Below are 16343 nucleotides of genomic sequence, written 5' to 3' on the forward strand. Positions count from 1 at the left end.
AATATATATGAGTTAATTAGTTTTTAACTTGGCTTGATTGGGTGGTTATACTTTTTAGTACGCTTTATTACTTTATTTAGTTCAGCATTGAATCGAATATATTATTTTTTACTCTGTAACGCATAGGTATTTTTTTCCCGCAATTATTAGCATTGCGTTGTTACCTTTCCCCCAAAATAAAACATCTTCATTTATATATTTATTACCCGATGCACTTCTTTCTCGATTAAGTAAATAAGTATGATTATTGAAAGTAAGCTCAGCATTGCTCTGATTAATAACATTGAGATTTACAGTGCTTTTGTCACATAAGTAGGTAGTACTTATTTGCGGGTCGTTACATGCCGTTAAGCTAAGTAAACCGGCCACTATAGACAAATATACTTTCATCATTCCTCCATTTACTTTTAAGCCACTGCTTTTAGATGACTTATCTATTTTGTTTATATGAGAATAACAAAGCAAAATTAACCGTTGGTGAAAATTACGCTTTACGTTATGTTTATAGCAATATTTTTTGAGCTGGGAAGCTTTATGGCTGGCACTAACCTTTTAACCTTATTAGACGATATAACCACCTTACTCGATGACATTGCGACTATGAGTAAAGTTGCAACAAAAAAAACGGCGGGCGTATTAGGTGATGATTTAGCACTTAACGCACAGCAAGTTACAGGTGTGGCAGCAGAGCGTGAATTACCTGTAGTTTGGGCTGTCGCAAAAGGCTCATTTTTAAATAAAGCGATACTCGTACCAGCCGCTTTATTAATAAGCGTATGGCTGCCTTGGCTAATAACACCTTTATTAATGATGGGTGGTTTGTTTTTATGTTTTGAAGGTGCTGAAAAGGTATTTGCTAAATTTTTACCTCATCACAATGAAGCGGTAGATGAGGATGAAAAATTAGATTTAGTTGAGTACGAAAAGCAAAAAATAAAAGGCGCAATAAGAACTGATTTTATTCTTTCTGCCGAAATTATTGTTATTACTTTAGGCACAGTGGCAGGCGCTACATTACTTAACCAAGCTTTAGTGCTTTGTGTTATCGCAATTATAATGACGATTGGCGTTTATGGTTTAGTTGCTGGCATAGTTAAGCTAGATGATGCCGGTTTATATTTACTTAATCAGTCAAAAATATCTGCTAATAAATTTAAAGAGTTACTGGGTAAAGGCTTACTTGCTGCTGCACCTAGATTAATGCAGTTTTTAGCATTTGCGGGCACTATTGCGATGTTTTTAGTAGGCGGTGGTATTTTAGTACATGGCGTTGAGTTATTACATCATACGCAAGTAAATGTAACAAGCTATGCTCAGTCTGTTGCTGGCGGCACAGGAGAAGTATTAGCGCCTCTCTTGTTTGATGGTTTACTTGGTGTTATTGCTGGTTTAGTCGTTGTGCTTATACATGTAGGTTATACAAAGTTATTTAAAAAATAATTAATAGCTGGCGTATTTATTACGCCAGCTTTATAAAAACCGACTTTTAGTCAATTGATAACTTACCTAATCGACTTACCCGCATTCAGCTATTTCACAAAGAGACTCTAGTTCAAATTGTGCTTTAGTATTTTTTTGCTCAATAGCCTTTTTATACCAGTAAATAGCTTGGTGATGATTTTTCTCAACGCCTTCACCATCACGATACATCTGCGCTAAATTTAATTGCCCCCACTGAGAACCCGCTTCGGCAGCTAATTTAAAGCTATCAAATGCTTCAACAAATAATCCATCTTTAAAATAAATAATGCCTTGTTGATTATTTTTATCGAGCTTTAAGCCTTTATATAGTAGCTTAGGTTTAGGGGGGAACATCACAAATCCGCCATAGAGGCTGTTGGCATAAGGGCGTAGTACGTCGTAAATAACTTCGTCTTTATATAAGCGCTTTATTTCATTGCGGGGGAGAGTAATTGTTTTAGTTGAAAAATAGTTATTTTGTACTAATTGGCTAGTACGCATTGCCAGCGTAATACTGTTATTTCGTTTATAGCTGTAGTTACCTACTTGAAAGGTAGTAAATTGCGCGTCAAAACTTATTACTTGAGCAATTTTTAGGTTTGTAAGAGTCCAAGGTTCATGGGTAAATTTGTCAGCCTGTACTAAATAGGTATCGTATAGTTTTGGTGCGCTTAAGTAATTTTGCTTTTGAGCTTCAGTATCAAGATGCTGTTGATAAAAGAAGGTGACTAACCATAGTAATAAAAAGGTACCAATAAAGTACTTTGGGAAGCTAAGTTTTTCGGCTAATGGCAGCTGCTTAATTTTTACAAGTTCGCTTTTTCCGCATTGATAGCACTCGCGTTTGTAATTTAATTTTAAGGCGAGTATAGGCAAAATACTAAATCGTAAATAGCGGCTTTTATTTATTAAATGATAGGCGTCGCTTTGGCAGTGAGGACAGCGTATTGTTTGTGCAAAATGTGGAAATGATTCGCTAGTATTGAAAAGTAACATAAAGCACGCTCCTTGTTTAATTACCTAAAGGTAAAACAAGGAGCGTATTTATCAAAGCTGCAAACTGTAAGTAAGTATGTCAGGTTATTTAGTTTGCGCCTTAGGCTTAATGGTTGTTTTAGCATCAGCAGCCATTAAAGCAAATACAGCATATGCAGCGGTATTTTGACGAAGCTTAGCAGGTGTTACTTTATCAAGGGTATCGTCGGCTGTATGGTGGTAATCAAAATAATCAGTTCCATCTTGAGCAAGTTCAAAAATAGGTGCTGACGTTACATTTTTAAGTGGAATTAGATCCGGGCCACCATTCGCTTGGTTTTTACCAATGTATTCAACATTTAATGGTGCAAGCTCTTTTGCTATAGCGCGAACTACAGGAAGTGACTCTGCGCTTACGTTCGATTCAAAAGCATATACAACATCGGCGCCAAAATCAGACTCAGCGGCTGCAACAATATTGTTTAGCTCGTTTTTATGCTGTGCAAAGTACGCTTTTGCTCCCCAAAGTCCTAGCTCTTCGGCTGCAAAAAGTACCACACGAATACTGCGCTTAGGACGTTTTACATCGCTAATATGCTTAGCGGCTGCCATTGTTAGTGCAACGCCTGCGCCGTCATCGAGTGCGCCAGTTCCTAAATCCCAAGAATCTAAATGCCCGCCAATTAATACGTATTGCTCAGGGTTTTCAGTACCGTTAAATTGACCAATAACGTTGTAGCCAGTGCCTTCGCCAAGGCTTTCGGTTTGCACATTAATATTTACCGACACGTCTTTATTTAAAGCGACTAAGCGTGCGATTTGATCGGCATCTGGGTTAGCAATGGTTACATTAGGTATTTTTTTAACACCTTCTTTATAGTAACTACCACCAGTGTGCGCAAAACGATGATGACCGGTACTAACCGAGCGCATCATGTAGGCAACAGCGCCTTTTTTTGACGCTTCTATAGCGCCAGTTCCGCGTGCTTTTACAGCCGGTCCGTAACCATTGCCGTCTATATCGCGGTTCATACGGTAATTAATATATGCAATTTTACCTTTTAAGCTGTTTGCTGGTGCTGCAATTAACTCATCAAGTGTTTCGAACAAGACTACTGGTGCTGTGATCCCATCTTTTGGCGTGCTTATGCTGTTACCCAGCGCCGTTAAGTGCAGTGGTTGCTCGCTTGGAGTCAGTATTTTTCCGCTTTCGCTATAACGGCGCCATTCAGGAAACGTTGCCTCTTCAAGCCATACTTTATCAAAGCCTAGCTCATTAAATTTAGCTTTAGCCCATGCAACCGCTTTTTTGTCGTTTTCGGTGCCAGGAAGTCGTGGGCCAACTTCAGTTGTTAATGACTCTAGTAATTTATAGCTTAAATCACTTTTTAGAGCAGAAGTGCGTACTTCGTCTACTTGTTGTAATTGTTTTTGGGTGAATTCGGCGCTGTTAGCGTTTGCAGCCATACTGCTGGTAAACAGTAGTGCAGTAATCAATTTTTTCATTTTGGTGGGCCTTTTTAATAATTAACCCTATTAGAGCATGTAATAAACACGATAAAAAATAGATGAGATGAATAGACTTTGTAATAGGTTTAATACTGTTAGGTATAAACGTTTAGATATAAAAAAGCCCGCGTAAATGTACGCGGGCTATATTTTAAAACTATTATTGTAAGCGTTTAATCAAAAGCTAAATTGCGCAGCCAAACGAAGATTTGTGCCCTCGCCAACAGTTACGTTACCGTTACCGCCACCACCTAAGTAATCAGTATCAAATAGGTTTTCAACGTTAAGGCGTAGGTTAATATCGGTATTACTTAAGTTAAACTTATAAGTGGCGCCTACATCAACACGTGTATATGCATCTTTAGTAATTGTATTATCGCTATCTGCAAAGCGCTCGCCTTCATAAAAAGCACCAGCGTTAAAAGCAATCGCATCGTTTAGTTCATAACGAGTCCACAAAGAAGCAGACCATTTAGGGGCATCAACAGGACGTTTGCCTTGCAGATCCTCATTCGCTCTTTCATAGTTAGCATCTAAATACATTGCAGATGCCATTACAAATAAACGATCTGTTGCAGCGCCTTGAGCTGCAATTTCAAAGCCTTTGTGGCGTTGTTCACCTACTTGGTTTGTTTCACTTGTGAATGAGCCAATAGGCGTCTCAAGCTGTTCGCTAACAAGAGTACCTTCTTTGCTAATATCAAAAATAGCACTGGTAAGCATTAAGCGGTCATCAAATAACTGCCATTTAATACCAATTTCTCTTTGCTCAGATGTAATAGCATCTAATTTCATACCGTTATTTACATCTGTTTCATCAATTAATGTTTCGCTACCTTGAGGCTCGAAACCTTCTGAGTAACTAGCGTATATAGTTGCAGAAGCATTTGGGTGATAAAGCACGGCTACTTTTGGTACAAATGATTCGTTATCTGCATCTTCTCGTGTTTGTTTATCGTAACGGCCACCTAGCGATAATTGCCACTCTGGTGAGAACGAAATTAAGTCTTGAACGTAAATACCGTAGTAGTCATATTCAGTTTCGCTTATTGTATCATCTGTTTTATAGCTTACTGATGGACGAGATGATTCGTCTTGACCTGCTGAATAGTAAAGGTATTCTTCTTTAGGCAGTGCTGTGCGTAATTGCCCGTAGTAGTAATCAAGCGAGTTTGCGCCAATTAAAAACTGATGTTGTAAGCCCGCGGTTTCAAACTCACCAATAAAATCAATAAATGCGGTTTTAAACTGCCAATCATCAAAACGATCGTAAGGGCGAGATTCATAGCTGTCGCCTTCAGTAAAACCACCCGGCATATTCGGTGCTGACTCAAAGCGTTGGCGTTCAAACGTTTGTTCGTTATAGCCAAGCTTTACTTGCCAGTTATCGGCTAAAAATACTTCTAGGTCTACACCTAGATTTTCTACGGTTATGTCGGTAAACGCCCAAGACATATCACGGATTGTTTTATCATCACCAATTACATTGGCATTATCGTCTATCCATGCGCCAGTATCTAAACCTGCTTCGTCGTCTGTGCGGTCGTAATGCACACGTACTAATGCGTTGTCGCTAATATCGTAATCAACAACTAAAGCGCCTAAAAAGCGGTCACGCTCGCGGTTTTCACCGTTTTGGTATTCACGCCAGTAATCAACGTCTTGCTTGACTAAAATGCCACGAGCACGTAAATCTTCAGATTCAGTCAAGGCACCGGCAGCATCAACCATAAAGCGCGTTGAACCATGTTGATCCACATCGGCACTGGCATTAAATAATGTCGTTGCAGTTGGTTTTTTGGTTACCATGTTCACCAAGCCACCCGGGCCTGATTGACCATATAAAATGCTCGATGGGCCTTTAATTACTTCAACTTGTTGCAAAATTTCGATTGGTTGCTGATAGTGCGACCAATGTTGATGCCCGTCGCGTAAATAACCTGTCGATGAGCTTAGCTCAAACCCACGTAAGTTAAATACTTCACGGTTTCGTTGCTGTGAACCTGCAGTTAAGCTTGCATCGTTTGTTAGCACTTCGCCAAGCGTGGTGGCGAGTTGTTCGTTAACAATAGTATCTGTAATTACGGTTACAGATTGTGCGGTTTCAAGTAATGAAGCTGACGTTCTCATTGCGCCATTAGCGTTATCTACTTTGTAATCGTTAAAGTAGCTACCTTTTACTTCTATACGTTCAAGGTCGGTAGAGTTTGCATATGCGTTTGTTGTAATGCTTGCCAATAGTGCTATGTAAAGAGAATTCAGTTTCATTGATTGCTTCCAGCGCAGTTATGTAAAAAACAATCGAGATCCTAATGCAAATCACTATCATTTTCAACATCTTTTATTAACATGCTTTATAGTGTGTTTGTTAATGGTTGCCAATTGCGAATTCTGCTATTATTAGCAACATATTTAGTGGGGCTTTCCCCCATGTTATTTTTATTGCTATGGAACTTACTGTGACTTCAACTGCTTTTTCATCTTTGGCTTTACCAGCTGGACTCGTTGATAATTTATCAACACTTGGCTATGCCCACATGACACCTGTACAAGCGCAAAGTTTACCGCCTGTACTTGCTGGTAAAGACATCATTGCTCAGGCAAAAACCGGCTCAGGTAAAACTGCTGCGTTTAGTTTGGGCGTACTCGCTAAATTAAACGTAAAACGCTTTCGTATTCAGTCGTTAGTTTTATGCCCAACCCGAGAGCTTGCTGAGCAGGTTGCGGTTGAAATGCGCAAATTAGCGCGCGGTATCCACAATATTAAAATATTAACGCTATGCGGTGGTGTATCAATTGGTCCTCAAATTGGCTCACTTGAACATGGTGCACATATTATTGTTGGCACACCTGGGCGTGTTGATGACCACATTCGTAAAGGTACTTTGCGTTTAGACGATGTTGAAACATTGGTGCTTGATGAAGCCGATCAAATGCTTGATATGGGTTTTCAAGACACACTTGATGCAATTATTGAGCGTATTCCACAAAACCGTCAAACACTGTTATTTAGTGCTACATTCCCAAGAGCAATTGAAGCAATTGCTAAGCGTGTACTTAAAAATCCAGAAATGGTCAAAGTAGAAGAAGAACAAGCCAAAAGTACAATTAAGCAGTACTTCTATAAAATGGATAATAATAAGCAGCGCTACCCAACGCTTAAATTATTGCTACTTAAGTTTACGCCACAAAGCTGTGTTGTATTTTGTAATACTAAAGTAGAAACACAACAAGTGTGTGATGATCTAGCTGACGAAGGCTTTAGCGCCGTTTCGCTGCATGGTGATTTAGAACAACGTGATCGTGAGCGTACGCTAATCCATTTTTCAAATAAAAGTGCTTCAATACTTGTTGCAACCGATGTTGCAGCACGTGGTTTAGATATTGATGACATGGATATGGTTATTAACTACCATTTAGCACATGACACGCAAACACATGTTCACCGCGTTGGTCGTACTGGTCGCGCTGGTAAAAAGGGCATTGCATGCTCTATTTATGGTGAAGCAGAAGCGTTTAAAATTGCTCAAATAGGGGAGCATTACGAGCGCGATATTACGCCAGAACAAATGCCACCGTTTAATTTATTAGATAAACCGCCGTACCGACCTGAAATGGTTACTTTGATGATTGATTCAGGTAAAAAGCAAAAAGTACGCGCAGGTGATATTTTAGGTGCTTTAACGGGTAAAGATGGGGTTGCAGGCCGTCAGGTAGGTAAAATTAACGTACTTGATAACGTAGCGTTTGTTGCTGTTGAGCGTAACTCATTAAAACCTGCGCTTCGTAAATTAACCGAAGGCAACATTAAAGGGCGTAAGATACGCGCACGTCGTCTTACTCGTTAATTTAAAAGGCTAAATTAACAAATTAGCGAGCAGCTACCTTTAGCTGCTCGTATTGTAATTTTATTTTTTTAAATTTCACTTCACACCCATTTGGTTTATCTGGGTGCATTTTCAATGCTAGTTGTCGCCAGCGTTTTTGAAGGTTTTTAAGCGTAAAATTTTCAGGTAACTTCCATTCTAAAGCCAACTCTTTAAATTCACTTTCGTTTAAAGTCTGTTGTGGCGATATCATTTTAAACTGACGCCAAAAGCTATTTAAAAGCGTATCAATCTGCTCTTCACTGGTATCGTAATTTAGCCAATCTAAATAATAATCTCGCAAATTTTCACTTGTTGTTACTAAACTATTAGCTCCTTTTTCTAAAAGCTCGATATGCAGAGTTGAAATGAGTAAACTCTGAGGACGTAATTGTTCCTGCAGTTGGTACAATGCATTCATAATTAAAAAGTTGCGTTTAAATAAATCACGTTCAGGGCTTTTATCGAGTGTTGTTATTGCGCTGCGGTTTGTTAGTTCTGCTGCTAAAGTATGAACTTGCCAAACCTGCTTTGTTAATATTAGCTCAAAAATCTCATCAATCAGTGGGTTAAGCATTGTTTAGGCCCTAGTAGTTGGTGTATCTTCAATAAAGATTACACTGATATAAGTAACGGTTTGAAGGATTAAAATTATGCTGGGCAAGTTTAAATGCCTCTTATTTACTATATGCTGTGTATTAATAGCTCCTGGCTATACCCAAGATACTGATTCGCTATTTGAGCAATTCAAAAACGAAGTGCAGTGGGAGCCTAAATTACAATTAGCAAACACGCTACTCACTAATAAAAACATCTCCAGAAAAGAGCGTGTCGCTGTTTATTCTGCATTGGGTAATAGTGCGTTATCGGCTGATAATTTTAAAGAATCTTTACACTATTTTAAATTACTAGAACAACATACCTCAGATACTTTCTTTCCTGATGAGCACTTTCGTGCAATTAAAATGCAAGGTGTAGTGCTTTTTTATCAAGGCTTATTTCAAAAAGCTATTATTGAATATACCCGCACTCTAGTATTAGCTGAAAAAAATGAACAATTACTCGAACAAGCAAATTTACTAAATAATATTGGCTTGGCTTATTTTAATATGAATAAGCTAGGCGATACCCTAGAGTTTTATTTAAAAGCAAAAGCTATTTACGAAGCACACGGTAGTGAACAAGATCAAACCGATATATTGCTTAATATAGCAGGTGTTTATATACGTTTATCACGCTACGATAGTGCGTTTGGGCTTTATCAAGATGTACTTAAGGTTTATCAGCGATTAGATGATAAAAGCGGTATTGCGCAGGTATATAACAACATGGGTGTTGCTCATATGGAGAGTAACCAATTTGATTTAGCACTACATTACTATCAGTTAGCGCTGCGTTATTATATTTCAGCCAATGATTATAATAAGTTATCTACACAATATACTAATTTAGCAAATACTAATTTAGTATTGAAAAAAGTTGATGAAGCATACGAGCAGGCTAAATTAGGTGAATACTATGCGCTTAAAATAGATAACCATAATTTAGAGCTCAATGCGCTGCATGCGCTGGCTAAAATTCAGTTTGTTAAGGGAGATTTAGAAGAGGCTCAAATAAATTTAGATAGAGCTATTTTACTTGCGCATGAATATGGCAGTGAGCGAATAATTAGGGAGAGCTTAGGCGCTAAAGCACTTCTTGAGGCTAGTAAAGGTGATTATTCAAGCGCTATGGCTCTGCAACAAAAGTATATTAGTGAGCAACGAAAACTTAGAAGTACGGCAATTATCAATGCGTTAGCAGTTCTTCAAAACCAATTTAAAGCAACGCAATTAAACCAAGAAATAGAAAAACTTAAACAAGATCGCCGTGTGCAAAAGCTAAAAATGTCGCAGCGTTCCCAGCTTACTTTATTCTCTTTTTTACTGTTACTTTTAGTTGTTGTAACAGGTATTGCGCTTTATCGTCGTGGTGCAGAAAAACGCGCTAAGCAGCAGTTAACAGAGCAAGTTGCGCAGCGCACTGCCGAGTTACAGGCGATAGCACAAGAGCTAAGGGAAGCCAATGATGTTAAAAGCCAGTTTTTGGCTAATATTAGCCACGAAATCCGCACTCCACTAACGGCTATTTTAGGGCAAACAGATGCTTTAATTAACGAATTATATGAGCCGGAGTCACTTAAAGATGAATTAAGAGTAATTCAGCGCCATAGCGATCATTTAAAAAGCTTAATAAACGACGTACTCGATTTAAGTAAGATTGAAGCCAATAGATTAGAGTTAAATATTTCGTGCTTTGATATTGTAGAGCTTGTAAATGACGTGCACGCAATGTTTATCACCCAAGCAAAAGCAAAAAATCTACACCTTATTTTAGACAATCAAGTAGGTAATGAGTTTTACACTAAGCTCGACTTGATTCGCGTAAAGCAGATTCTGATAAACTTATGTGCAAATGCTATTAAGTTCACTCATTCCGGGCAGATCATTATTGCTTTAAATAAGAGTGAGCAGGGGCTAGTTATTATTGTAAAAGATACCGGTATAGGTATGAGCTCTAAACAGTTAAAGCTTATTTTTGAATGCTTTAGCCAAGCTGATAATAGCATTAGCCGCCGTTTTGGTGGTACGGGCTTAGGCCTTAGCTTATCGCAACAATTGGCCTCTATGATGGGCGGTTATATAAGCGTACAAAGCGAATATAAAAAAGGCAGTCAATTCTCGTTCTTCTTACCCTGTGCAGAAGTAAATAAATCGCAAAGCATGATTGAAACTCAAAGTACTCCTAAGGCAAATAAACAATTAACAGGTCGGGTTGTACTTGCAGAAGATCATCCTGACAATCGTAGGTTAATAAGCCGCTACTTACGCTCAATGGGGCTGGAGGTTATTGCTGTTGAGAATGGTGAGCAAGCGGTAGAGCAGTGCTTACAAGAGTATCCGGATTTAGTTTTACTCGATATTCAAATGCCTGTGATGGATGGGCGTTCTGCTTTTACACTATTAAAAAAATGTGGTTTTGAACGGCCTATTTTTGCTTTAACCGCAAATGCTATGAGCCATGAAGTAGATAGTTATTTAGAGCTTGGATTTACTGGTTACTTAGGTAAACCGATCGACAAAGAGTCATTTTATAAAGCACTTTCTAATCACCTCAATAGCGCAGAGAATCAGCCAATTACAAAGCAAAGTGAAGTTGATATGAGCGATCTCGTGATTAGCTTTAAGCAAAGCTTTGCTTTAGAGAGTGAAACAATTACTCAGCATTTTATAAGCGAGGATTTAGATGCGCTACAAAAAGATAGTCATCGCATATTAGGAGCAGCGCAAATGTTTGGCTTAGATGAAATTGCGCAATCAGCAAAAAGTTTAGATAGAGCACTTATACGTAGAACCCAAAAGAGTAGTGGGGATGACTTTAAAACGTTAGTTACTTCGCTGCAGAGCGTACTAAAAAAGTATAATGATACTAATTCCAATAAATAGCTGATCTATTTTACTTGCTAAAACAACCCATTTCTTTGTTGTAAATTTCGCAAAGGGAACAACCATTTACATCAATTTACGCCTAGAACTGAATTATTTTTTCGGCGTAAAATTTAGATCACATACTTAATGGAATTGGTATGAAAGCTAAACTGTATTTAATCCAGACACAAAAAAAGCGCCTAAGGCGCTTTTTTTATTCAATTAAAACGCGTTTATTGGCGTCTCATCGAATCAAAAAATTCATCATTGGTTTTGCTCATCGATAATTTATCGATTAAGAATTCCATAGCATCAATTTCTGACATGTCATGAACAATTTTACGTAAAATCCAAAGCTTTTGAAGCTCATCTGGTTTTGTTAGTAATTCTTCACGACGAGTACCTGAGCGGTTAAAGTCGATAGCTGGGAATACACGTCTTTCCGCAATTTTACGGTTAAGGTGTAATTCCATATTACCAGTACCTTTAAACTCTTCGTAGATAACTTCATCCATTTTAGAGCCAGTATCGATAAGCGCTGTAGCTATGATTGTTAAGCTACCACCTTCCTCAACGTTACGTGCAGCACCAAAGAAGCGCTTAGGTTTGTGTAATGCATTAGCGTCTACACCACCAGTAAGTACTTTACCTGATGAAGGAATAACGGTGTTATAAGCACGTGCTAAACGAGTGATTGAATCCAATAAGATAACAACATCTTTTTTGTGTTCAACTAGGCGTTTTGCTTTTTCGATAACCATTTCGGCAACTTGTACGTGGCGAGAAGCTGGTTCATCGAACGTTGATGCAATAACCTCACCTTTAACTAGGCGCTGCATCTCTGTTACTTCTTCCGGACGCTCATCAATCAGTAATACCATTAATGTTGCATCTGGATGGTTATGCGTAATTGATTGCGCAATATTTTGAAGTAGCATTGTTTTACCCGCTTTTGGCGGCGCTACTAACAAACCACGTTGGCCGCGGCCAATAGGAGATGCTAAATCAAGTACACGGGCTGTAATATCTTCTTTACTGCCGTTACCACGTTCCATGCGAAAACGTTCGTTAGCGTGTAACGGCGTCAAGTTTTCGAAAAGAATTTTAGTACGAGAGTTTTCAGGTTTATCAAAGTTAACTTCATTTACTTTAAGTAAAGCAAAGTAACGTTCGCCATCTTTCGGTGGACGAATAAGTCCTGAAATTGAATCGCCAGTACGCATGCTGAAACGGCGAATTTGGCTAGGTGAAACATAAATGTCATCTGGGCCAGCTAAGTAAGAGGCTTCTGATGATCTTAAAAAGCCGAAACCATCTTGTAAAATCTCTAATACACCGCCGCCGAAGATATTTTCTCCGCCTTTGGCATGGGATTTAAGAATAGCAAAAATGATATCTTGCTTTCTTAAGCGGGCTACGTTTTCGAGCCCCATGGACTCAGCTAAGTCTACAAGTTCTTTAATGGACTTGTCTTTTAATTCGCGTAAATGCATATTGGTGGGTTCTTTATTACAGTTGTCATACTCAAAATCGCTTTGATCGTTGAGTGAGGTTTGTTGAATATAACTAAGGATTAGTTGTCTTTATAAACTAGCAGTTCACTGGCAAAGCGTCCAGTCTTTATACAAAATAAATTTAATAAAAGGGCAAAAAGCCCTTTTTTATTGTTCTAGCTTACAGTTAGATGTTGTTTTCTAAAAACTCGATAAGTTGAGTTTTTGAAAGCGCACCTACTTTCGTTGCAGCTACTTGGCCATCTTTGAAAAGAAGTAAAGTAGGGATACCACGAATACCAAATTTTGGCGGTGTGCCAGCATTTTGGTCAATGTTTAATTTAGCAACAGTCACACGGCTGTCGTATTCATCAGCAACTTCGTGAAGAATAGGGGCGATCATTTTACAAGGTCCACACCATTCAGCCCAGAAATCTACTAGTACTGGTTTGTCTGATTGTAATACGTCAGCTTCAAAGCTATCGTCAGTAATTTGGATTATTTTCTCGCTCATTGCGCTCTCCGATTTAGTTAGGCGAAATATTTAGTGCGTATTTAAACACTCTTGTTTCTTATTGCAAGTTTAAACGTTATGCTTAAACGCTATGACTAAGACACATTTAACCGATAAAAAGTTTTCAGACTTTGCTATCGCACCGGAAGTGGTTGCCGGTTTAACCGAGAATGGGTTTGAATATTGCACACCTATTCAAGCAAAATGCCTACCTTTTATTTGTGATGGACGCGATATCGCGGGCCAAGCTCAAACTGGTACAGGCAAAACGTTGGCGTTTTTAACTGCCACGTGCCATCGGTTATTACAATCTAGCAAAGCACCTAGTAAACATCCAAGAGCCCTGATCATGGCCCCTACTCGGGAGCTTGCGATTCAGATACACAAAGATGCTAAAATTTTAGCGCCGCACTGTAATCTTAACTTAGGTTTAGTATATGGTGGCGAAGATTACGAAAAACAACGTGCACAACTAGAAAAAGGCGTTGATATTTTAATTGGTACTACAGGTCGCCTAATAGATCTGTATAAGCAAGGCTGTTACACCCTTAATGAAATTGAGGTAGTCGTGCTTGACGAAGCTGATCGTATGTTCGATTTAGGTTTCATCAAAGATATTCGCTATATGTTCGATCGTATGCCAGATACATCAAAGCGTTTAAACTTATTATTTTCTGCCACATTATCGTATCGCGTACAAGAGTTAGCGTTTGAACACATGACAAACCCAGAGCATGTTCAAATTGAACCTGACGTTAAAACGGGTAAACGTATTCAAGAAGAGCTATTTCATCCTTCGCAAGAAGATAAAATTAAGCTGTTGTTAACCTTAATTGAAGAAGAATGGCCAGAGAAAGCAATCGTGTTTGCAAATACCAAGCACAGTTGTGAAACAGTTTATGCTTGGCTTAAGTCAGACGGTCATCGTGTTGGTATGCTTACTGGTGATGTTAACCAGAAAAAACGCCAAACTATATTAGCGCAGTTTAGCAAAGGCGACTTAGACTTTTTAGTTGCAACCGATGTTGCAGCACGTGGTCTTCACATCCCTGAAGTAAGTCATGTATTTAACTTTGACCTACCTGACGATTGCGAAGATTATGTTCACCGTATTGGTCGTACTGGCCGTGCTGGTGCATCAGGCCACGCAATTAGTTTTGCATGTGAGCAATATGCATATAACCTGCATGAAATTGAAGAATATATAGAGCACAGCATTCCTTTATCGCATTATGATAAAACAGCATTGCTAGATGATTTAACTCAGCCTATTATTCAAAGAAAGCGCAACTATTCAAATGGTCCACGTAATCGCAGTAATAACAGCGGACGTCGCCCAAATAATAGTTACCAAAAAGGACGGTCGTAAGCGACCGTTTGTATAAGTAGTAGTAACTAGAGGTTTTTGAACGGTGGGGCAACTTAAACCGCAAAAAAATGTATACGCAGTTATTGATTTAGGCTCAAATAGCTTTCATATGCTTATAGCCAAATCAATTGCTGGCGGTCTACAAACAATTGGACGTGTTAAACGCAAAGTCCGATTAGCCGCAGGGCTCGATAAAGATAACGTATTGAGCACTGAAGCAATGCAGCGAGGCTGGGAATGCCTTGCCCTTTTTGCTGAGCGTCTACAAGATATCCCAGATAAAAACATCACCATAGTAGCAACCGCTACCTTACGATTGGCAACTAACGCCGAAGTATTCAAAAATCATGCAGAAAAGATTCTTGGCCATAACATTAATGTTATTAGCGGAGAATTAGAAGCGCGCACAATTTATAAAGGTGTTGCTCATACTTCATCTTGTACTGGCAAACAGCTTGTTATTGACATTGGTGGTGCAAGTACCGAAGTTGTAATTGGTAAAGCATTTGATGCCTTACATTACAAAAGCCTCAATATGGGGTGTGTTACCTATCTTGAGCGCTACTTTAAAGATTGCCAATTAAGTCAGCGTAACTTTAACGCAGCCATAAAGGCAGCGCGCCTAGTTATTGATGAAATTTCTCCTGAATATAAAACTGCTGGGTGGCAAATTGCATCAGGCGCTTCTGGTACAGTACAAGCAATTCAAGAAATTATGGTCGCTCAAAATCTTGACGACTTACTCACACTTGAAAAGCTAAACACTATAAAAGAGCAAGCAATTGCATTTAGCACTATTGCAGCGCTAGACCTTCCTGGATTAAGTGAAGACCGTCGACTGGTATTTGTATCAGGACTCGCTATCTTAATCGCACTATTTGAATCTCTTGAAATAGAAAAAATGGGATTGGCGGGTGGAGCACTACGTGAAGGTGTTTTGTATAGTATGGTTCCGGAGTTTCATAATAACGACATTCGTAAACGCACAGTTGATGGGTTTATGAGTCGTTATCACGTTGATCAAAAACAAGCGTGTCGAGTTTCAAGCTTGGCTATGCAGTTAGCGGTAAGTATTGATAAAGATTGGCCAATTGAAAGCTTAAATGGGTTACCACTTTTAAAAGCGGTAGCGCAGCTTCATGAGATTGGATTACTAATAGAGTATAAGCAGTACCATAAACACACCGCTTATATTTTGGAAAATACCGATATGCCTGGTTTTTCACAGTCAGAGCATAAATTAATAGTAGCGGTAGCAGATGCGCATCGTTCAGATTTTCCAAAAGGCTGTTTTAATTCACTCGGCGTAAATAGTCTATTAGCGCAATATATAGTGAGATTACTACGAATAGCAGTCATCTTATCAATGCGCAGACAAGACGATGTACTGCCTAAGTTTGAGTTAACTGCTAAAAATGAAGTGTTAGACCTTAAGTTTGAAAGTAACTGGTTAAAAGATCATCCGTTAATGGCCAGCGAGCTACAACAAGAGTCTAAACAGCAAGGTAAACTTGGGTGGAAGCTCATAGTAAACTAATTAAAAAGGCCCATTAGGGCCTTTTTAGTGTTTAAAGTAACCATTTCGATGTAAATATGTGCGAACAGTACTTTATTTCAAGTTTTCTTCAAAAAAGGGTTGATCTGTTTTCGGATCTCCCTATAATGCGACCCCACTGAGACGGGAAACGC

General features: G+C 38.8%; 12 protein-coding genes. 5 read left to right on the forward strand and 7 right to left on the reverse strand.

Annotated elements, in window-relative coordinates; translation table 11 throughout:
• Positions 1-108: 108 nt before the first annotated feature.
• Positions 109-390 carry an MliC family protein gene (locus GQR55_RS04275; protein WP_166419585.1) on the reverse strand — a complete coding sequence of 94 codons (282 nt, stop codon included), beginning with the start codon at positions 388-390 and terminating at the stop codon, positions 109-111.
• Between the two features lie 144 nt (positions 391-534).
• On the opposite strand from GQR55_RS04275, the gene GQR55_RS04280 reads away from it, so the two are divergent.
• The gene (locus GQR55_RS04280) at positions 535-1440 is read left to right on the forward strand and encodes a DUF808 domain-containing protein (RefSeq protein ID WP_166419572.1); all 906 of its coding nucleotides are present in this window, start codon (positions 535-537) and stop codon (positions 1438-1440) included.
• 75 nt (positions 1441-1515) lie between these two features.
• Here GQR55_RS04280 and GQR55_RS04285 read toward each other — a convergent pair whose 3' ends face one another.
• The 3 genes from GQR55_RS04285 to GQR55_RS04295 all read right to left on the reverse strand — a co-directional run bounded on the left by GQR55_RS04285 (position 1516) and on the right by GQR55_RS04295 (position 6213).
• Positions 1516-2457, reverse strand: a complete 942-nt coding sequence (locus GQR55_RS04285; protein WP_166419573.1) for a tetratricopeptide repeat protein — start codon at positions 2455-2457, stop codon at positions 1516-1518.
• Between the two features lie 84 nt (positions 2458-2541).
• Positions 2542-3942, reverse strand: a complete 1401-nt coding sequence (locus GQR55_RS04290; protein WP_166419574.1) for a M20/M25/M40 family metallo-hydrolase — start codon at positions 3940-3942, stop codon at positions 2542-2544.
• 180 nt (positions 3943-4122) lie between these two features.
• A complete protein-coding gene (locus GQR55_RS04295; RefSeq protein ID WP_166419575.1) occupies positions 4123-6213 on the reverse strand; it encodes a TonB-dependent receptor in 2091 nt (696 codons plus the stop codon).
• Positions 6214-6404: 191 nt separating this feature from the next.
• Between GQR55_RS04295 and dbpA the strand changes: the two genes are divergently transcribed.
• The gene (gene dbpA / locus GQR55_RS04300) at positions 6405-7793 is read left to right on the forward strand and encodes an ATP-dependent RNA helicase DbpA (protein WP_007580581.1); all 1389 of its coding nucleotides are present in this window, start codon (positions 6405-6407) and stop codon (positions 7791-7793) included.
• 22 nt (positions 7794-7815) lie between these two features.
• Here dbpA and GQR55_RS04305 read toward each other — a convergent pair whose 3' ends face one another.
• A complete protein-coding gene (locus GQR55_RS04305; RefSeq protein ID WP_166419576.1) occupies positions 7816-8388 on the reverse strand; it encodes a DNA-J related domain-containing protein in 573 nt (190 codons plus the stop codon).
• A gap of 76 nt (positions 8389-8464) precedes the next feature.
• On the opposite strand from GQR55_RS04305, the gene GQR55_RS04310 reads away from it, so the two are divergent.
• A complete protein-coding gene (locus tag GQR55_RS04310) occupies positions 8465-11296 on the forward strand; it encodes an ATP-binding protein (RefSeq protein ID WP_166419577.1) in 2832 nt (943 codons plus the stop codon).
• Positions 11297-11511: 215 nt separating this feature from the next.
• Here the strand turns inward: GQR55_RS04310 and rho are convergent, their stop codons facing one another.
• Positions 11512-12771, reverse strand: coding sequence for a transcription termination factor Rho (rho, locus tag GQR55_RS04315; RefSeq protein ID WP_166419578.1), 1260 nt, complete (start codon positions 12769-12771; stop codon positions 11512-11514).
• Between the two features lie 187 nt (positions 12772-12958).
• The gene (gene trxA / locus GQR55_RS04320) at positions 12959-13285 is read right to left on the reverse strand and encodes a thioredoxin TrxA (protein WP_002960942.1); all 327 of its coding nucleotides are present in this window, start codon (positions 13283-13285) and stop codon (positions 12959-12961) included.
• 91 nt (positions 13286-13376) lie between these two features.
• Here trxA and rhlB point away from each other — a divergent pair, with 91 nt between their 5' ends.
• Both rhlB and gppA read left to right on the forward strand, forming a co-directional pair.
• The gene (gene rhlB / locus GQR55_RS04325) at positions 13377-14654 is read left to right on the forward strand and encodes an ATP-dependent RNA helicase RhlB (RefSeq protein WP_024598841.1); all 1278 of its coding nucleotides are present in this window, start codon (positions 13377-13379) and stop codon (positions 14652-14654) included.
• Positions 14655-14697: 43 nt separating this feature from the next.
• Positions 14698-16191 carry a guanosine-5'-triphosphate,3'-diphosphate diphosphatase gene (gppA, locus tag GQR55_RS04330; RefSeq protein WP_166419579.1) on the forward strand — a complete coding sequence of 498 codons (1494 nt, stop codon included), beginning with the start codon at positions 14698-14700 and terminating at the stop codon, positions 16189-16191.
• Positions 16192-16343 lie beyond the last annotated feature (152 nt).

Source organism: Pseudoalteromonas sp. Z1A8 (assembly GCF_011378855.1).
Classification (GTDB): Bacteria; Pseudomonadota; Gammaproteobacteria; order Enterobacterales; family Alteromonadaceae; genus Pseudoalteromonas.